Here is a 14,538-nt window from a genome sequence, read left to right on the forward strand (position 1 = left end):
AACCACCCCATTGCTCCACCGTTCACCACGAGCAGACAAGGGAGTTCGCCACCGTGGCCATCTCTGTCTTCGACCTCTTCTCCATCGGCATCGGCCCCTCCAGCTCCCACACGGTCGGCCCGATGCGGGCCGCCCGGATGTTCGTCGGACGGCTCAAGAAGGACGGGCTGCTGGCCCAGACCGTGTCGGTGCGCGCCGAACTCTTCGGCTCGCTCGGCGCCACCGGTCACGGCCACGGCACCCCCAAGGCCGTCCTGCTCGGCCTGGAGGGCCACTCGCCGCGCACCGTCGACGTCGAGAACGCCGACGCTCTTGTGGACCGCATCCGCAGCACCGGCCGGCTCCGCCTCCTCGAAGCCGAGATAGGCAGCGCGCACGAGATCGACTTCGATGAGCCCACCCAGCTGATCCTGCACCGCCGCCGCTCGCTGCCGTACCACGCCAACGGGATGACCCTGTTCGCGTACGACACGCACGGTGCGCCCCTGCTGGAGAAGACGTACTACTCGGTGGGCGGCGGCTTCGTCGTCGACGAGGACGCCGCGGCCGAGGACCGCATCAAGCTCGACGACACCGTCCTGACGCACTCCTTCCGCACCGGCGACGAATTGCTGCGGCTGTCCCAGGACACCGGCCTCTCCATCTCCGCGCTGATGCTGGAGAACGAGAAGGCGTGGCGCACCGAGGCGGAGATCAGGGCCGGGCTGCTGGAGATCTGGGAGGTCATGCAGCGCTGTGTGGAGCGCGGGATGACCCGCGAGGGCATCCTGCCCGGTGGCCTCAAGGTCCGCCGCCGCGCCGCCAACGCCGCCCGCGCGCTGCGCTCGGCGGGCGACCCGCAGGCGCACGCCATGGAGTGGATCACCCTCTACGCGATGGCCGTCAACGAGGAGAACGCCGCGGGCGGCCGGGTGGTGACCGCCCCCACCAACGGCGCGGCCGGCATCATCCCCGCCGTGCTGCACTACTACGTCAACTTCGTGCCGGGCGCGGACGAGGACGGCGTGGTCAGGTTCCTGCTCGCGGCGGGCGCGATCGGCATGCTGTTCAAGGAGAACGCGTCCATCTCCGGGGCCGAGGTCGGCTGCCAGGGCGAGGTCGGCTCCGCCTGCTCGATGGCGGCCGGCGGTCTCGCCGAGGTGCTCGGCGGCTCGCCCGAGCAGGTCGAGAACGCCGCGGAGATCGGCATGGAACACAACCTCGGCCTGACCTGCGACCCGGTGGGCGGGCTCGTCCAGATCCCGTGCATCGAGCGCAACGGCATGGCCTCGGTCAAGGCGGTCACCGCGGCCCGGATGTCGCTGCGTGGCGACGGGCGCCACCACGTCTCCCTCGACAAGGTCATCAAGACCATGAAGGAGACCGGTGCCGACATGAGCGTCAAGTACAAGGAGACGGCCCGCGGCGGTCTCGCGGTGAACATCATCGAGTGCTGACCCGCCGGCGGCGGAGCGTGCGACGACGGCCGCGGATCCGTCCCGTCAGGGGCGGGCCCGCGGCCGTCAGGCGTTCCGCACCCGCCCGCCAGGCGCACACCGCGAATGCACTCAGCACACGGACGATCCGTCCCCAACTCACCCGTATCCAGGGCCATTCGCCCCCGCCGAGGCACTCCGTGCGCGAAATGTGCCCCAGTACACTGAAACGTCCGCGCCGACGCGACACGCACGGCACCCGCACGACCACAGAGAGGGGCCCGGCGTGCCCACGCTCGACCTCAGCAGCCACCCGGGCCATCTGGCCCGCCGCTTCCAGCAGGCGCACACCCTGCTGTGGAACACCATCGTCTCGGAGGAGGTCACCTCCCCGCAGTTCGCGGTGCTCAACGCGCTGGTCGACGAGGACGGCCTCGACCAGCGCACGGTCGGCGAGCGGGTCGGTCTCGACCGGTCGACCATCGCCGAGGTGATCCGCCGGCTCGTCGCACGCGGCATGGTGGGCAAGATCCGCGATCCGCACGACGGCCGGCGCTCGGTGCTGCGCGCCACGGACGAGGGCGTACGGGTGCACAAGAAGCTCGCGGTGCGCACCGCCCGGATGAACCAGGTCTTCCTCGCCCCGCTGGAACCGGCCGAGCGGACCGTCTTCCTGGACCTGCTCCGGCGTGTGTCGAACGCCGCCGAGGACCTCCGTCACCCCGCGGAGCCGGCCGCGCCCGGCCGGTAGGGCGCGACACCGGGACGGCAGTGGGCGACGGAGCCCGGTGGCCCCGCCGCCCTGCGAAAACGGGCGCTACCTGCCGATCTCCCAGGCGAACGGCGGGAGTTCACCCGCCCGGGAGTAGATCTCCAGGGAGTGGTCCACCGGGACGAAGGGGTGGACCCGTCCGCCGTCGAGACCGGCCAGCAGCCGGGCGCAGTGGTGCAGGCAGCCGGCCACCTCCGTGCCGTCACCCGAGATGATCGTGGCGGCGGTGTGCGGGCCCTCGCACGGCGTCGGATCCTGGGCGGACGCGGCGGCGCAGCGGGCGGCGGAGAGCGTCGCGGGGTGGGGTTCGGGGAGGTCGGCGGCGGGGCGGAAGGGTATGTCCATCGGTACTGTCCCCCAGTTGGTGCGATGGTGACCGGTGCGGTGCGGATGCCGGTACGGACTCCACGTCCGGCGGCACCCAGCACAGTGGTACGCCCCTACTCGCCGGTCCATGCCCGCTTGGCGAAGACCGGGGGAAGACCTGAAGCGTTCGTCATCGACTCATGGGTTCGGGGCGCGTCCGATGCCGCCGGAGCACGGTGCGCAGCCACCCGAAACCCCTCCGATCGGGAGCGCGGTGGCGTCACTGGGCGCACGCGACCGCGGCGCACTCCCCTTCGGTCGCCCGTTCACATGCCCTGGGTGTCCGCGGGGTCGCTCCCGGCCCCCGGCGGTGTCTCCTGGCCGACGGTGAAGCCCAGGACGGCGCCGCCACCGGGGCGGTGGGCGGCGAAGGCGTGGCCGCCGTGGGCGGCGGCGATCTCGCGGACGATGGCGAGGCCGAGGCCGGATCCGGGCAGCCCGCGGGCGGCCGGTGCGCGGTAGAAACGGTCGAAGACCCGGGAGAGGTCGGCCTCCGCGATCCCGGGGCCGCGGTCCAGTACCTCCAGCCGGTCGCCGCTGACCACGACCTCGATCGGCGCCGTCCCGCCCGCGTCGAACTTGGCGGCGTTCTCCAGCAGGTTGGACAGGGCACGGTGCAGCGCGGCCGGACGGCCCTCGACGACCACGGGGCGGTAGGTGCGTACGGTGATCTCCCGGCCGGTGCGCCTGCGGGCCGCGGACGCCGCCTTCTGCGCCACATCCGCGAGGCTCACCTCGCTCAGCGGATCGGCGTCCCGCCGCCCGGCCGCCAGGTCCACCAGCTCGTTGACCAGGTCGGTCAACTCGCGCGCCTCGCCCGACAGGTCGGCCAGCAGTTCCTCGCGGGCGGCGGGCGGCAGTTCGTCGAAGCGGTGCAGCAGCGAGATGTTGGTGCGCAGCGAGGTGAGCGGCGTCCGCAGTTCGTGGCCCGCGTCCTGGGCGAGCCGCTGCTGGTCCCAGGCCGAGCGCGCCAGCCGCCCGAGCATGTCGTCGAAGGCCCGGCCGAGACGCGCGACTTCGTCCCGTCCGGCGACCGGCACCGGCACGTCCAGCCTGCCGTGCTCGGCGACGCTCTCGGCGACCGAGGTGAGCCGCACCAGCCGGCCGGTGATCCGGCGCGCCAGCCACCAGCCCGACGCCCCGGCCACGACCAGGACCGCAGCCGCCAACAGGGCGGTGCGCGCCTGGAGTTCGGCCAGCAGGTCCTCGGACGCGCTGGACTTCTGCGCCACCTGTACCGCGCCGCGCCCGCCGCCGAGCGCGACCGTCGCCACGTGGTACGCGTCGCCGTCAGCCGTCGCCTCGCGCTCCGCGTGCCGCCCGGCCCCGGCGGTGCCCGCCAGGTCCCGCTCGGCCGCGCCGACCGGGAGCCGCGGGCGCCCCGGGTCCACGATCCGGCCGTCCGCGCCCAGCACCTGGACGTCGGTGCGGGTGGGGCGGGTGAGGTCGTCCCGGGGGCCGTCGTGGTCCGCGTCGGCTGCCGTGTAGTCCGCGGGCCCGAACGGCTTCTCCCGCACCTGGTCCCGCAGATCCCGTACGACCCCGGAGAACACCGACTTCTCGTCCACCCGCACCAGCCGCGCCGCGGCGTCGTAGCTGAGGAAGCCGACAAGCACGGTCACCGCCGCGGCGCCGGCGGCGAAGGTCACAGCGAAGGAGGTGCGCGCGCTGGCCGGCGCGCGGTCCCGCAGCCGCGCACGGAGCCGGCAGCCGGGTCTGCCCCGGAGCCCGCCGCCGCGGCCGGTGCCCACCTCAGTCCTCCCGCAGGACGTATCCGATGCCGCGCACCGTGTGGATCAGCGGCCTGCTGCCCGGCACATCGACCTTGCGCCGCAGATAGCCGACGTACACCGCGAGGTTCTTCGAGCCGGGGCCGAAGTCGTAGCCCCAGATGCGGTCGTAGATCGTCGAGTGGTCCAGCACGATTCCGGCGTTGCGCGCCAGCAGTTCAAGGAGTTCGAACTCGGTGCGGGTCAGCTCCAGTTCGCGCCCGCCGCGCCAGGCCCTGCGGGACGGCCCGTCGATCCGCAGGTCGGCCGCTTCGACGACACCGCTGTCCGCGGCGCACTCGTACCCCGCGCCCGGCTCGCCTGCCGCCGCGCCGTCCCGGTCGCCGTACTCGCCGTCCGGCGCGGTCCGCCGCAGCAGTGCGCGCAGCCGGGCGAAGACCTCATCGACCTCGAAGGGCTTGACGACGTAGTCGTCCGCACCGGCGTCGAGCCCGGCGATCCGGTCCGCGGTCTCGACCCGGGCGGTGAGCATGAGGACGGGGGTGCGGTCCTGCTCGGCCCGCAGCACCTGGCAGACCTGGAGTCCGTCGATGCCCGGCATCATCACGTCCAGCACGATGACGTCGGGCCGCTCGCGGTGCGCCGCCGCCAGCGCCTGGATTCCGTCGGCGACCGCGGTCACCCGATAGCCCTCCAGCGTCAGGGCGCGCTCCAGGGCGGTGCGGATCGGGCGGTCGTCCTCGGCGAGCAGTACGGCGTAGGTCACCGGGCAAGTCTGCCAAGCCCGGCCGGGCCGGTGCCCTGGACCGAACGGCCACCGCGGCTTTCTTACCGGGCTCTCACCCGGGCCACGCCACGGGCTTACCCCGTGGCGCCAGCGTGGTCACGGGCCGGACGGCAGGCCCCGGGGCGTCCGGCCGCCGCGCCGCCCGGACGGCCGGAGCCACGCGGCGCACCTACCGGGAAAGACCGGATGAAGATCACCCTCCTGCTGCACAACGCCTATGCCATCGGCGGCACCATCCGCACCACGCTCAACCTCGCCGCCGCCCTCGCCGACCGGCACGACGTGGAGATCGTCTCGATGCTGCGGCACCGGGAGGTCCCGCGGTTCGCCGTCGATCCCCGGGTGCGGCTCGTCCCGCTGGTGGACACCCGGGTCGGCAGCGACGACATGGCGGACCCGCGGTTCAGCGAGCCCGCGCATGACTTCCCCGCGGCCGAGAAGCGCTACGAGCAGTACAGCCGGCTGGTCGACCTCCGGGTCGCCGCCCACCTGCGGGCCACCGACGCGCACGTGGTGATCGGCACCCGCCCCGGCATCAACGTCTACCTGGCCCGCTTCGCCCCGCGCCGCGCGCTGCGCATCGCCCAGGAGCACCTGCGCCACGACGCGCACGGCAAGCGGCTGCGCGCCGAACTCGCCCGCCACTACCGGACGCTGGACGCCGTGGTCACCACCACCGAGGCGGACGCCGCGGTCTACCGCGCCCGGATGCCGCTGCCCGGCGTCCGCGTGCAGGCGGTGCCCAACATCGTGCCCGCGCCGCAGGGTCCGCCGTCCGACGGCACCGGCAAGGTGATCGCGGCGGCCGGCCGGCTGGTCCCGGGCAAGCGGTTCGACCTGCTGGTCGAGGCGTTCTCCGCGGTCGCCGCCAAGTACCCGGACTGGCGCCTGCGGATCCACGGCGGCGGCGCCGAACGGGTCAGGCTCCAGCAGCTGATCGACGGGCTCGGCCTCGGCGACCGGGCGGAGCTGACCGGCCCGCGCTCGCCGATCGAGGCGGAGTTCGCCAAGGCAGCCGTCGTCGCCTCCGCTTCGGACGCCGAATCCTTCGGCATGACCCTCGTCGAGGCGATGCGCTGCGGCGTGCCGGTGGTCAGCACCGACTGCCCGCTGGGGCCCGGCGAGATCATCACGGACGGCACGGACGGGCTGCTGGTGCCGCCAGGCGACGGGCAGGCGCTGGCCGACGCCCTGATCGCGCTGATCGACGACCCGGTGCGCCGCGGGCGGATGGCCGCCGCGGCCCTGGAGAGCGCCACACGCTACGACCCCGGGCCGATCGCCGCCCGCTACCAGCTGCTCTTCGACGAGCTGCGGGCCACCCGCAGGCGGCGGGCCCTGCGGCGGGCCTTCGGGTGGGTCCGCACACGGGCCGGGCGCCTCGCGCGACGGGTCCGCACCGCCGTGCGCCGGCCCGCGAACGGCGCACCAACGGCGCACGGCGGGGCGGACACCACGACCCGTGGGACAACCGGCGCCTCAACCGCCCCGGCCACCTCGACCGCCACCAACGCACCGTCTCAATAGGGAACTTCACGCCCCTGATCTGGCGTCTCCGGACGTACACATGCTGAACTGCTGGGACGCAGATGACGCTTCGGGAACGCAGGTCCGATCGGCGGGAGGCCGCTCATGCTGCACGGTGTCGATGTCAGCTCGTACAACTCGTCGTTCTCCACCGACGGTCTTGACTTCGTGATCGTCAAGGCCACCGAGGGCCGCTCCTACATCAACCCGCACCAGTCCGCGCAGGCCGCCAAGGCCCGCAAGGCGGGCTGTGTGGTCGGCTTCTACCACTTCCTGTGGCCAGGGAACATCGCCGCCCAGGCCAGGTACTTCGTCGAGAAGTGCGCGTCCGTCCAGGGCGACATCCTGGCCGCCGACTGGGAGCGCACCGGCGACGGCACGTACGCGAGCAACGCGCAGAAGGACCAGTTCCTGAGGGAGGTGAGGAAGCTCCGCCCGACGCACCGCGTGATGCTCTACTGCAACCGCGACTTCTGGCTCAACCACGACACCACGTCGTACGCCGCCGACGGTCTGTGGATCGCCGACTACGTCTCCGCGGGGCACCCGAGGATCAAGGCGAACTGGCGCATCCACCAGTACACCGACAGCCCGCTGGACAAGAACGTCGCGGACTTCTCCAGCAAGGCCGCCCTCAAGAAGTGGGCGCACCCGGCATAAGGTTCCGGTAGCCGGCACACCAGGCCGGACGGAACCAGAACCGAGGAGCAGCCGTGACCGACCCGGCGTCCATGACCGTGCAGCAGGAGATCGCCCGGGATCTCCAGGTGACCGCGTCCTTCGACGCCGAGCAGGAGATCGAGCGCCGGGTGGCCTTCCTCACGGAGCGGCTGACCTCCACCGGCCTGCGGTCGCTGGTGCTCGGGATCAGCGGCGGCGTCGATTCCACGACCGCGGGCCGGCTCTGCCAGCTCGCCGTGGAGCGGGCCCGCGCCGCCGGGCACGACGCGACGTTCTTCGCCATGCGGCTGCCCTACGGCGTCCAGGCCGACGAGAAGGACGCCCGGCTGGCACTGGACTTCATATGCGCCGACCGGCTGCTGACCGTCGACGTCAGGCCGGCCAGCGACGCCGCGCTGGCCGCTGCGCTGGACGGCGGCGTGGAGTTCCGTGACGCGCGACACCAGGACTTCGTGCAGGGCAATATCAAGGCCAGGCAGCGGATGATCGCGCAGTACGCGGTGGCCGGCGCCCAGGACGGCCTGGTCGTGGGCACCGACCACGCGGCCGAGGCGGTCTCCGGCTTCTTCACCAAGTTCGGCGACGGCGCGGCCGACGTCGTCCCGCTGACCGGCCTGACCAAGCGCCGGGTGCGCGCGGTGGCCGCGGCACTCGGCGCCCCTGCCGAGCTGGTCGAGAAGGTGCCGACGGCCGACCTGGAGACCCTCGACCCGGGCAAGCCCGACGAGGACGCGCTCGGTGTCTCCTACGACCAGATCGACGACTTCCTGGTGGGCCTGCCGGTCCCCGAGGCGGCCTTCGAGACGATCGTCCGCCGCTACCGCCTCACCGGCCACAAGCGCGCCCTGCCGATCGCTCCCTGAGCACCGCGCATCCGACGGGCCCGTGGGCAGCAGCCCCGAGCCCGTCCGCGTGCGCCCGCCGGCCGCGCACGGACCTGTCATGAGCCGGTAAGGCGACGGTCACCGTGCGGGGGCTAATCCGTCGGCGGGAGTGGGCAGGGATGCGGCCATGGGAAGCCGCGAAGTCCGATCGGAAGATCAACTGTCAGTGGGGCCGCCTACGCTCCGAGGTATGGGTTACGCACAGCTGCGCGAACTCCGGACCGCGCTGACCACCGCTTCCGACATTGCCTCGTCCCTCCAGACCGCCCCGACCCGCCGGGACGCCGACCAGCTCGTCGACGTCCTCCGCCAGGCGCTGACCGCCGCCAGCTCGCTCAGCGAGGAGAACGGCCCGACCGGCTGCGCCGTCCATCCGCACGGCGCCGTCGATCCGCTGTACGGCGACCCGGACGATCCGCTGCCGCCTGGCTACGGCAAGTGCCTGCTCTGCAACGACCGGCGGCGCCGGGCCGACGCACACCCGCATGTGCACCGGCGGCGCATCGCTTAGGGGCGGGCGCCGGGCGGAGCGGACCGGCCGGCGCCACGCCGCTGCGGCCCGCGCTGCCCGCGGGCGTCCCGCTAACGCGCCCGCTCCGCCGCGGCCTCCCCCTGCTCCTCGTTCCCCGACGGCTTCGCACTCCCTCGGGGCTTCTCGTCCGCCGGTAGCTTCTCGTCCTGCTGCGGCTTCTTCTCGGGCCGCAGCGCGATCCGCCCGAGCACCGCGGCGACGACCAGCGCGGCGAGCGCGATCAGGACGTAGTCGGGCACCGCGTTGCCGATCCCCGCGACCCACTCCTCGACGTGGAATTCGGCGTCCGCGTCCAGGATTCCGGGCAGTCCTACGGTCCCGTTGAAGAGCAGGAACAGCACGCCGATGCCGATGAAGAAAACGCCGGAGAGCAGCGACGTGGTGTGCAGCCGCAGCCTGCCGACCGAGAACTCCCGGCCGCGCAGCCAGCCGCGGCTGCCGAGCCGGAAGCGGTCCCACAGCAGTGCGAGGACGAACAGCGGCAGCGCCATGCCCAGCGCGTAGACGGCGAGCATCGAGGCGCCGTACACCGGGGAGCCGCTGACCGCGGTGACGGTCAGCACCGCGCCGAGGATCGGGCCCGCGCAGAAGCCCGCCAGGCCGTAGACGCAGCCGAGGAGGAAGGTCGAGACGGCCGAGCGCGGGGTGATCCGGGCCGCCGCCTGCTGGGCGCGCTTGGAGGCGAAACCCAGGCCGAGGATCTGTGCCACGCCCATCGCGATGACGACCCAGCCGCCGACCGCGATCAGCAGGTCGCGGTGCCCGTTGAACAGCCGGCTGGCGGCCGTGCTGGCCGCGCCGAGCGGGACGAGGGTGGTGGCGAGCCCCAGGTAGAAGACGCCGGTACGGGCCAGCAGCTTGCCGGGGTTGGCGAGCGAGTACGCGAAGAAGGCGGGCAGCAGCAGGGCGCTGCACGGGCTGATCAGGGCGAGCACGCCGCCCAGGAAGGCGGCGAGGTAGCCGATGTCGCTCACTTGCCCGACCCCTTCGCCTTCGCGGTGGCGGCGTCATCGATCGCCTGGCCGAACACGTCCGCGGACTGCGCGCCGGCCACCGGACGGCCGTTGACCAGGAACGACGGGGTGGACTGTACGCCGAGCCTGTAGCCCTCGTCCTGGTCCTTCTGCTGCGCGCGCTTCGCCGCCTCGCTGTCCAGGTCCTCGCGGAACCTGTCGATGTCCTTGACTCCGCTGGTGCGGGCCATCTCCACGAGCCGGTCGGTGGCCAGCGCCGCGCCCTTGCGGGTCTTGGCGTACAGCTCGTCGTGCATCTCCCAGAACTTGCCCTGCTGCCCGGCGGCCCAGGAGGCACGGGCGGCGCGCTCGGAGTCGGCGCCGTAGATGGTGAAGTTGCGGAACTCGATGCGCAGCGTGCCGGCGTCCACGTACTTCTTGATCAGGCCGGGCTGGGTCTCGCGGGTGAAGCGCCCGCAGAACGAGCACTGGTAGTCGGCGTACTCGACCAGCACCACCGGGGCGTCCTTCCTGCCGACCGCCAGCGGGTCGCCGTCCTGGCGCCTGCTGGTCTGCTCGGCGAGTTGGTCGTACATCTTCTGCTGACCCGCGTCCTCCTGCTGTGTGACGGACGCGGCGGCATCGGGATCGCCGGTGTCGCGGCTGCCTTCGACGGCCTTGCCGACGGCGATGGCGAGGGCGATCACGGCCACGACGAGGGCGATGACCGCGCCGACGGCGGCGATCTTGCGGGTGGGAGAGGCGGATGTGGGCATGCGGAAGCTCCAGTCGTACGCGGGGTATGGCCGGGCGCCGGGGCGACACGGCCGGGGCCGGATGCGGCGCGGCTCCGCGGGTGCGGGGCGCCGGGGAACGGCCTAAATCCGCAGTACGGGAAGGAGGGTGGAGTGGTCGGCGTGGCCGGCGGCGGTGGGCGGCCTGGCCAGCGCGAACTGCGCGGGCAGGTCGACGGCCATCGGCGCCGGGCCCGCGATGCCGGGGGCGAGGGGTTCGCCGCGGTGCGGTGCGGGCAGCGGCGCGGACTCGCCGCTGCCGGGCGCGTGCTGTCCCGAGCAGCGCTTGGGCACGTCGAGGACGTCGGTCCACACGGCGAAGCGGTCCGCCCGGTGTCCGGCCTCAGGGCCGGTGGGTCCGGCTGCGGTGGCCGGTCCGGCCGTGGCGGCGTCCGCCGTGCCGGTGTCGGCGAGGACGCCGGCCGCGGTCGCCTGGACCGCCTTCCACGCCTGGTCGCCGCCGATCCGGCAGAGCAGCGGCCCGAAGGTGACGGCGAGGAGGAGCAGGAGGATCACGGCGGCCGACCGGCGTGCGTGCGTCATGGCGTCCTCCTTCCCCGTCCGCGCACGGCTGCTGCCGGCGCCCGCTGTCCGGCTCCCGGGGCTGCGAACCACCGGCCGCGCGCGGGAGCATGAGCGGCCCATCCTACGGACCGCGGGGGCGGGTCCGTAGCAGGCACCGGCCCCTGGGGCGCACCGGCGCCACCGGGCGAGCGGCTGCCCGCCGGGGCGGCGAATCCCCGCCCCGCAGCGCCCCAACGCCGCCCCTTCACCGCATATCCATCGAGGCAACCGATTATTCAACCGTCGTTTACAAGGCCGGTGGCGTACCTCACCTTGGATCAGGCGCCAATTGATCGCGCTATCGGCTACCTTGTCCGTAGTTGCACCTTTGGCAACTGGCGGCCGACCTGCCATAGTCGACCGCAGCGACCCCCATTGACCCGGGCCAGGTCGTTCACGACCCCGCGGACACACCCCTTCCGTCCGCCGCGGGTCGGCACTGGGGCCTCACCCGCACCATCCCGCGGGAGGCCCCAGTCCCGTTTCCTGGCCCTTTCGCGGCGCGCGCCGCCGGCTCAGCGGTCGGTGACCCGCATCTCGAACCACGTCGTCTTGCCGCGCGGCAGCAGGTCCACGCCCCAGCGGTCGGAGAGCCTGTCGACGAGGAAGAGGCCGCGGCCACTGGTGTCCATCTCCTGCACCGGCATCAGGCAGGGCAGCCCCCGGGACGGATCGCGCACCTCGATGCGGATCCAGCCGCGCCGCCTGAGCATCCGCAGCCCGAACCGGCGCGCCCCGGTGTGCCGTACGGCGTTGCCCACCAGTTCCGACACCAGCAGCACGGCGTGCTCGGCGAGTTGCGGCGACAGCGCCCACTGCTCCAGGAGCACGGACTGCGTCAACCGGCGTGCGGTACCGGCGGATTCGGGGCGCGAGGGCAGTCGCACCTCACCGACGGTCGGATCACCGACCAGTTCGAGTGCCGCGAGGTGCAGGGCGTCCGGCAGCGCCCCGCCACCCCTGTCCGCTTCCGGGAGTCCCCGGTGCACGGCGGCCGTGTCACCGCACGGCCGCGGCTGCTCCATTCCTTCGAGGCCCGCCATGCCCCCCATCATGGCCGCTGCGCGACCCTCGCGGGGCCGGAACCGGCGGAATCATCTGCCCGGAATCACCGGTTCGCGACCCCCAACGGGACATATGCCAGCGGCAGTTAAGGTTTCCTCGCGCCCCGGCCGACCTGCGAAGACCCCCGGCGTACCACGGAACGGCAGGCCCCGCGCACAAGGTCGGCTCAAGGCGTGGTTAAGGCTGACGCGATTCCCTCACACGAGGCACGGGTATCGGCCACATCCGAACGGGCCGCCAACACCGGCCGGATCAGCGGAACTTGGCCTTGCCAGGACCCTCATCGACGAAGCTGCGCATGCCCGTCTCCCGGTCCTCGGTGGCGAACAGGCCGGCGAACCAGGTGCGTTCGATGGTCAGGCCGGTGTCGAGGTCGGATTCCAGGCCGCCGTCGACGGCCTCCTTGGCGGCCCGCAGCGCGAGCGCGGGGCCCTTCGCCAGCCGCGCGGCCCAGGCGTGCGCCTGCTCGAAGACCTCGGCGGCCGGCACCACCCGGTCGACCAGGCCGATGCTCAGCGCCTCGTCGGCCTTGACGTGCCGGCCGGTGAAGATCAGGTCCTTGGCCTTGGAAGGGCCGACCAGCCGGGCCAGCCGCTGGGTGCCGCCGGCGCCCGGGATGAGGCCGAGCAGGATCTCCGGCTGCCCGAGCTTGGCGTTGTCGGCCGCGATCCGGAAATCGGCACAGAGCGCCAACTCGCAGCCGCCGCCCAGCGCGTAGCCGGTGAGCGCGGCGACCACCGGCTTGGGGATGCGGGCCACGGCGGTGAACGCGTCCTGCAGGGCCTTGGAGCGGACGACCATCGCCGGGTGGTCCATGGCCTGCATTTCCTTGATGTCCGCGCCGGCCGCGAACACCTTCTCGCTGCCGCGCACCACGACGGCGCGCACGTCATCGCGCCGGGTGGCCTCGTCGGCCAGTTCGTGGAGCCGGTCCTGGGTGGCGATGTCCAGCGCGTTCATCGGCGGGCGGTCCAGGCTGATGGTGCCGACGCCGTCGGCGACCTCGAAGTTCACAGTCATGCGAGGAAGGTTAGTTGCCGTTAACGACGGTGGGTGCGGTGCACTTGGTCACAGTGCCGCCCGGCTCCGCCGCCGTCTCCGGCCGGTCTATCGCCCGGCGTTCCACTGCTTCCAGGAGAGGTTCCAGTCGCTGAAGCCGTTGTCGGGCCGGATCGTCTCGTCGTGCGAGTTCTCGACGATCACGACGTCGCCTATCAGCGAGTGGCGGAAGAACCACGCCGCGGGGGTGGACGCGTCGCCGCCGCCGCGCCGGTCGAAGAGTCCCACGCAGCCGTGGCTGGCGTTGCGGGCGCCGAACGCGGCCTTCCCCGACCAGTAGTTGCCGTGGATGAACGTCCCGGAGGTGCTGAGCCGCATGGCGTGCGGGACGTCCTTGATGTCGTACTGGCCGCCGAAGCCGACGGTGTCGCCGTTCATCCGGGTGACCGGCAGCTTCTCGCTGATCACCATCCGGCCGTTGTAGGTCTCGGTGCCCGGGGCGCCCGCGGATATCGGGATGGTCTTGATCTTCTTGCCGTCGCGGACCACGGTCATCGTCTTCGACGCGGCGTCGACGGTGCTCACCTGGCTGCGGCCGACCGTGAACGACACCGACTTGTCCTGGGTGCCGTAGACACCCGGGCGGCCCTCGACGCCGTTCAGCGCGAGCCTGAGGGTGACTTTGGTGCCCGCCGCCCAGTACTTCTCGGGGCGGAAGTCGAGGCGGTCGTTGCCGAACCAGTGGCCCTCGACGGGGACGGACGGCTCGGCGGTGACCTTGATGGCGCCTTCGACGGCGGCGGGGTCGGTGATGCCGCGGGTGAAGCGGATCGATACGGGCATGCCGACGCCGACTTGCCGGCCGGCGTCCGGGGTGTAGCGGCCGATGAAGGTGTTCTTGGGGACGAGCGTGCTGAAGGCGGAGTGCTCGGCGGACTCACGGCCCCGGCTGTCGACGGCCACCGCGTCGACGGTGTACTGGGCCGATGCCCCGAGATGGCCGCTGGGCCGCCACCGCGTGCCGTCGCCGGATATCTTGCCGCCGACCTCGTTGCCCTTGTCGTCCTCGACCCGGACGGACCTGAGCTTGCCCTTCCGGGCCGTCACCTTCAACGCACCGCTGGTGGCCACGCCTTCGGCGCCGTCATCGGGCGAGACGGTCACGGCGGCCTGCGAGGCGGCCGTACCGCCCGCCGCCTTCCCGTCCGGCTCCTGCCGGCCGGCCGCGCCGCCGCCGCACGCCGTCACCAGCAGCACGGATCCGAGCAGCAGCGCCACCGCCCCGCCGCGCCGCCACCGCCGCCCGCGCACCGGCTCCTTCGCCATCGACTGCTTCACGACCGGCCCCTTTCCCCCTCGCACCACGCGCGCTCCCCCGCGCGCGGGACACCGCCCTGCCCGGCGCGCCGCCTCCCGCCCTGCGTGCCGGACCGCCGCGCGCGTGCCGATAGATAACCACACCGGTCCGA

At 72.8% G+C, this 14,538-nt stretch carries 15 protein-coding genes; 6 read left to right on the forward strand and 9 right to left on the reverse strand.

The features are described 5' to 3' along the window. Window positions 1-53 precede the first annotated feature (53 nt). Entirely contained in the window at window positions 54-1,436 is a 1,383-nt protein-coding gene (locus ACGFNI_RS10015; protein ID WP_393682310.1) for an L-serine ammonia-lyase, read from the forward strand. A 265-nt stretch (window positions 1,437-1,701) separates the two neighbouring features. Further along, window positions 1,702-2,166, forward strand: a complete 465-nt coding sequence (locus ACGFNI_RS10020) for a MarR family winged helix-turn-helix transcriptional regulator (protein ID WP_393682312.1) — start codon at window positions 1,702-1,704, stop codon at window positions 2,164-2,166. Window positions 2,167-2,232: 66 nt separating this feature from the next. Here the strand turns inward: ACGFNI_RS10020 and ACGFNI_RS10025 are convergent, their stop codons facing one another. From ACGFNI_RS10025 to ACGFNI_RS10035, 3 genes are all read right to left on the reverse strand, one after another. Then, window positions 2,233-2,532: a hypothetical protein gene (locus tag ACGFNI_RS10025; RefSeq protein WP_393682314.1), complete on the reverse strand. Its 300-nt coding sequence runs from the start codon at window positions 2,530-2,532 to the stop codon at window positions 2,233-2,235. Between the two features lie 287 nt (window positions 2,533-2,819). Next, window positions 2,820-4,244: an ATP-binding protein gene (locus tag ACGFNI_RS10030; protein WP_393683009.1), complete on the reverse strand. Its 1,425-nt coding sequence runs from the start codon at window positions 4,242-4,244 to the stop codon at window positions 2,820-2,822. 61 nt (window positions 4,245-4,305) lie between these two features. Beyond that, window positions 4,306-5,049, reverse strand: coding sequence for a response regulator transcription factor (locus ACGFNI_RS10035; protein ID WP_393682315.1), 744 nt, complete (start codon window positions 5,047-5,049; stop codon window positions 4,306-4,308). Between the two features lie 207 nt (window positions 5,050-5,256). On the opposite strand from ACGFNI_RS10035, the gene ACGFNI_RS10040 reads away from it, so the two are divergent. The 4 genes from ACGFNI_RS10040 to ACGFNI_RS10055 all read left to right on the forward strand — a co-directional run bounded on the left by ACGFNI_RS10040 (window position 5,257) and on the right by ACGFNI_RS10055 (window position 8,673). Continuing rightward, the gene (locus ACGFNI_RS10040) at window positions 5,257-6,597 is read left to right on the forward strand and encodes a glycosyltransferase family 4 protein (RefSeq protein ID WP_393682317.1); all 1,341 of its coding nucleotides are present in this window, start codon (window positions 5,257-5,259) and stop codon (window positions 6,595-6,597) included. A 105-nt stretch (window positions 6,598-6,702) separates the two neighbouring features. Further along, window positions 6,703-7,257 carry a GH25 family lysozyme gene (locus ACGFNI_RS10045; protein ID WP_393682319.1) on the forward strand — a complete coding sequence of 185 codons (555 nt, stop codon included), beginning with the start codon at window positions 6,703-6,705 and terminating at the stop codon, window positions 7,255-7,257. Window positions 7,258-7,310: 53 nt separating this feature from the next. Next, window positions 7,311-8,141 (forward strand): ammonia-dependent NAD(+) synthetase, encoded by an 831-nt coding sequence (nadE, locus tag ACGFNI_RS10050; RefSeq protein ID WP_393682320.1) that lies wholly within the window; start codon window positions 7,311-7,313, stop codon window positions 8,139-8,141. Between the two features lie 211 nt (window positions 8,142-8,352). Continuing rightward, the gene (locus ACGFNI_RS10055; protein ID WP_393682321.1) at window positions 8,353-8,673 is read left to right on the forward strand and encodes a hypothetical protein; all 321 of its coding nucleotides are present in this window, start codon (window positions 8,353-8,355) and stop codon (window positions 8,671-8,673) included. Window positions 8,674-8,744: 71 nt separating this feature from the next. On the opposite strand, the gene ACGFNI_RS10060 is transcribed toward ACGFNI_RS10055, so the two are convergent. The 6 genes from ACGFNI_RS10060 to ACGFNI_RS10085 form a co-directional block, all read right to left on the reverse strand. Next, entirely contained in the window at window positions 8,745-9,668 is a 924-nt protein-coding gene (locus tag ACGFNI_RS10060) for a cytochrome c biogenesis CcdA family protein (RefSeq protein WP_393682322.1), read from the reverse strand. Beyond that, a complete protein-coding gene (locus tag ACGFNI_RS10065; RefSeq protein ID WP_393682324.1) occupies window positions 9,665-10,423 on the reverse strand; it encodes a DsbA family protein in 759 nt (252 codons plus the stop codon). Before ACGFNI_RS10065 ends, ACGFNI_RS10060 begins: the two co-directional genes overlap by 4 nt. Before the next feature lie 102 nt (window positions 10,424-10,525). Then, window positions 10,526-10,984 carry a hypothetical protein gene (locus tag ACGFNI_RS10070; protein WP_393682325.1) on the reverse strand — a complete coding sequence of 153 codons (459 nt, stop codon included), beginning with the start codon at window positions 10,982-10,984 and terminating at the stop codon, window positions 10,526-10,528. 536 nt (window positions 10,985-11,520) lie between these two features. After that, window positions 11,521-12,048 (reverse strand): ATP-binding protein, encoded by a 528-nt coding sequence (locus ACGFNI_RS10075; protein WP_393682326.1) that lies wholly within the window; start codon window positions 12,046-12,048, stop codon window positions 11,521-11,523. 274 nt (window positions 12,049-12,322) lie between these two features. After that, window positions 12,323-13,090, reverse strand: a complete 768-nt coding sequence (locus ACGFNI_RS10080; protein WP_393682327.1) for an enoyl-CoA hydratase/isomerase family protein — start codon at window positions 13,088-13,090, stop codon at window positions 12,323-12,325. Between the two features lie 87 nt (window positions 13,091-13,177). After that, the gene (locus tag ACGFNI_RS10085; RefSeq protein ID WP_393683010.1) at window positions 13,178-14,395 is read right to left on the reverse strand and encodes an Ig-like domain-containing protein; all 1,218 of its coding nucleotides are present in this window, start codon (window positions 14,393-14,395) and stop codon (window positions 13,178-13,180) included. Window positions 14,396-14,538: the final 143 nt, after the last annotated feature.

It is taken from the genome of Streptomyces sp. NPDC048644 (genome assembly GCF_043199105.1).
Taxonomy (GTDB): domain Bacteria; phylum Actinomycetota; class Actinomycetes; order Streptomycetales; family Streptomycetaceae; genus Streptomyces.